2 protein-coding genes and 1 pseudogene are annotated in these 2,740 nt (G+C 67.4%); 1 reads left to right on the top strand and 2 read right to left on the bottom strand.

Features of this window, described 5'->3' with window-relative positions:
• A pseudogene (locus tag ACFQU3_RS24395) lies at positions 1 to 191 on the top strand (ectoine/hydroxyectoine ABC transporter ATP-binding protein EhuA); the annotation flags it as partial.
• A gap of 478 nt (positions 192 to 669) precedes the next feature.
• On the opposite strand, the gene ACFQU3_RS24390 reads toward ACFQU3_RS24395, so the two are convergent.
• Positions 670 to 1,239: a GNAT family N-acetyltransferase gene (locus ACFQU3_RS24390; RefSeq protein ID WP_385914791.1), complete on the bottom strand. Its 570-nt coding sequence runs from the start codon at positions 1,237 to 1,239 to the stop codon at positions 670 to 672.
• A 58-nt stretch (positions 1,240 to 1,297) separates the two neighbouring features.
• Positions 1,298 to 2,575 carry an NAD(P)/FAD-dependent oxidoreductase gene (locus tag ACFQU3_RS24385; RefSeq protein ID WP_385914788.1) on the bottom strand — a complete coding sequence of 426 codons (1,278 nt, stop codon included), beginning with the start codon at positions 2,573 to 2,575 and terminating at the stop codon, positions 1,298 to 1,300.
• Between the last annotated feature and the right edge of the window lie 165 nt (positions 2,576 to 2,740).

Raw genomic sequence — 2,740 nt, 5'->3', positions numbered from 1 at the left:
TGAAGGACCTGGCCCAACGCGGCATGACGATGATGGTCGCCACCCACGAGATGGGCTTCGCCAAGGAGGTCGCCGACACCGTCATGTTCATGGACGGCGGCCTCGTCGTCGAACAAGGCCCACCCCGCGACCTCCTCGACCACCCCAAAGAACCACGCACCCAGAAGTTCCTCGAAAAGGTGCTGGTGTAGACGCCTGACTCGCGCAGGCACCACCTGGAGCCGCTGTCGATCGTTCCCATCGACAGCGGCTCCTTGTTGTCATGTCCTCCAGGAAGCCCAGTTCCCCGGCTCGTGAACGGCCCAGCAGGAGTCGGTCGCCCTTCAGCTCGAGGGAGTCCCCGGGCACTCGGCCGCGCCGGCCCCAGGACCAGCTCACCGGCCGTTCGCCCGGCGGTGGTGCAAGGCCACGTCCGGCTCCTGGTCGGCAATGGTCGCGGACAGGCCCTCGCCCTCCGGAGGCGCAGAGGTGGCGCGCTCCGATCCAGGCCAGACACGGCCGGTGGGGTCACGCCCCGCCGTGACGGTTGCGGCCCACGAACGCGGCCTGGCGCAGAGTGTTTCCACTTCGGCTGTGGTGGCACCGTGCTCCGGCAACGGCGCAGCGTTCGAAACCGACGCAGAAGGGCACGCGGCCGCGCCGCGTGCCCTTCTGATGAGGCGAAATTTCTCAGGCAGTGCCGGGCAGGACCGGCCTGTTCCGCTCCGTCGACAAGGGAAGCTCCAGGAAGATCTGGTGGCTGGCCTCCATGTCGTCGAGTACCTCCTGGAAGCCCATGGCGAGCCAGAACGTAAGCGCCCCAGGAGAATACGGGTGCGTGTGCAGGGCAAGCCTCACGTACTGGGCCTCAGCGCGTGCCCGGTCGATGATCGCTTCGACGAGGGCCCGGGCTATACCGCAGCGTCGGTGCTGCGGGAGAACGTGGACTCGGGTGACCTGTCCGGTGCCGCCGTCGCGGTACCGCCGCTCGAGAAGAGCGAGCTGCGGAGGCACCTCGTCGGGATCGAAGGCACCGTTGCGCAGGCCACCCGTGGCGAGGACCTCTCCGCTCGTCGTGTCCTCCACGACCAGCATGAAGGCGCCCTGGCGTCGCAGGTAGGACCCACGCAGGTCCTCGACGTCCGCATGGATGACGGGGTCGTAGGCCTCGGCCGAGTCCTCGATCACCGAGCGCATGACCTCTTGGGCAGCCGCGATGTCGGGTTCGCGCAGCTCGCGGATGACCAGTCGCTGATCCATGCTTCTTCCCCTGTTCCAAGCCCCACATCCTGCGAGGCTTGTCGTGTTCTGCGGCTTGCTACCTGACCAGGTCCTTCAGCTTGTAGTAGCTGCCCGCAAAGGGCAGGAACCAGGGCGGCCCGAAGTGACCGGGGATTCGCCGGAAGGTGAGGTCGCGCCACGGGTTCGCGTCGGGCGCGCCGTTCAGGTACTCGGCCATCTGCTTGCCCATGTGCGTCGCCATCTGGACGCCGTGCCCGGAGTAGCCCATCGAGTAGAACAACCCGTCCCTCTCGCCGGCATGCACCATCCGGTCCATGCTCATGTCGACCAGACCGCCCCAGCAGTAGTCGACGCGTGCGTTCGCCAGCTGCGGGAAGACCGTCGTCATCGCCTTCTGCAGGATCCGTCCGCTCTTCTCATCGGACTGCGGACTGGACATCGCGAACCGGGCACGGCCGCCGAACAGGAGCCGGTGGTCCGGTGTGATCCGGAAGTAGTAGAGGAGGTTCTTCGAGTCCGCCGCCATCCGGCGGGTCGGCATCAGCTCGTCACACAGTTCCTTGCCCAAGGGCTCGGTCACGATGATGAAGCTGCCCACCGGCGCGATGCGCACCTGCTGCCACCGGAACGGCCGGCTGGTGTAGCCACTGGTGGCCACCAGCACCTTGTCGGCCCGGATCGTGCCACGCGGGGTGACCAGCTCGTGCTTCGTGCCGCCCAGCCGGCGCACCTGCTCCACCGGCGCCTTCTCGTGGATCACGGCACCCTGCCGGGCCGCAGCCTCTCCCAGACCACGGGTGAACTTCCCCACGTGCAGGCCTGCACCCAACGGATCGACCAGCGCGCCGTGGTAGAAGTCCGAGCCGATCTCGGACCGCAGCTCGCTCTTCGGCACCAGCTGCGTCTCATGACCCAGGTGCTCCTGCAATGCATCCTGGGACTTGCGGAACCCCTCGAGGTGAGCGGGCTTGGCCGCCAGGAGCATCTTCCCCGTGCGCGCGAAGTGGCAGTCGATGCCCTCCTCGCCGACCAGCTTCTCGATGGTGTCGATCGCGTCGTTGTAGGCGAGCTGATATGCACACGCCGTCTCGACCCCGTAACGGTCGATCGCGTCCCGAAAACCGACCGCCATCCCAGTGGTGGCCATGCCGCCGTTGCGACCCGACGCCCCCCACGCCACGGTCTCTCGCTCGAAGACCTCGACCTTCGCGCCCTTCCGGGTCAGGTGCAGGGCGGCGGAGAGGCCGGTCAGGCCGGCTCCCACGATCGCCACATCCGTGTGACCAGCGATCCCTGTCTTCGACCGGTCCGGCCCCTGCGGGGCGGTGTCCAGCCAGTACGGGGTGAACTTCATCGGAGTCTCTCTCTTCCTGGCGGTGGTTCGGTCGCTTACAGGTGGTTCTTGGCGACCGTGGCGAAGGTCTCGAGGAACCGGGTGGCGTCGGCGGTGGTGAAGGCCAGTGGGGGTCGGATCTTGAGGGTGTTGGCGCTTCTGCCGGTGCCGCTGAGCAGGACGCGG

Origin of the sequence: Terrabacter sp. GCM10028922 (assembly GCF_042666095.1) — a bacterium.
In the GTDB taxonomy this organism is placed as follows: domain Bacteria; phylum Actinomycetota; class Actinomycetes; order Actinomycetales; family Dermatophilaceae; genus Terrabacter.
This window is presented reverse-complemented; position numbering and strand designations above follow the sequence as displayed.

What these genes read in the sequence shown, in the direction of transcription:
- ACFQU3_RS24390 (WP_385914791.1), bottom strand. Translation starts at nt 1,239, where the DNA reads ATGGATCAGCGACTGGTCATCCGCGAGCTGCGCGAACCCGACATCGCG.
- ACFQU3_RS24385 (WP_385914788.1), bottom strand. Translation starts at nt 2,575, where the DNA reads ATGAAGTTCACCCCGTACTGGCTGGACACCGCCCCGCAGGGGCCGGAC.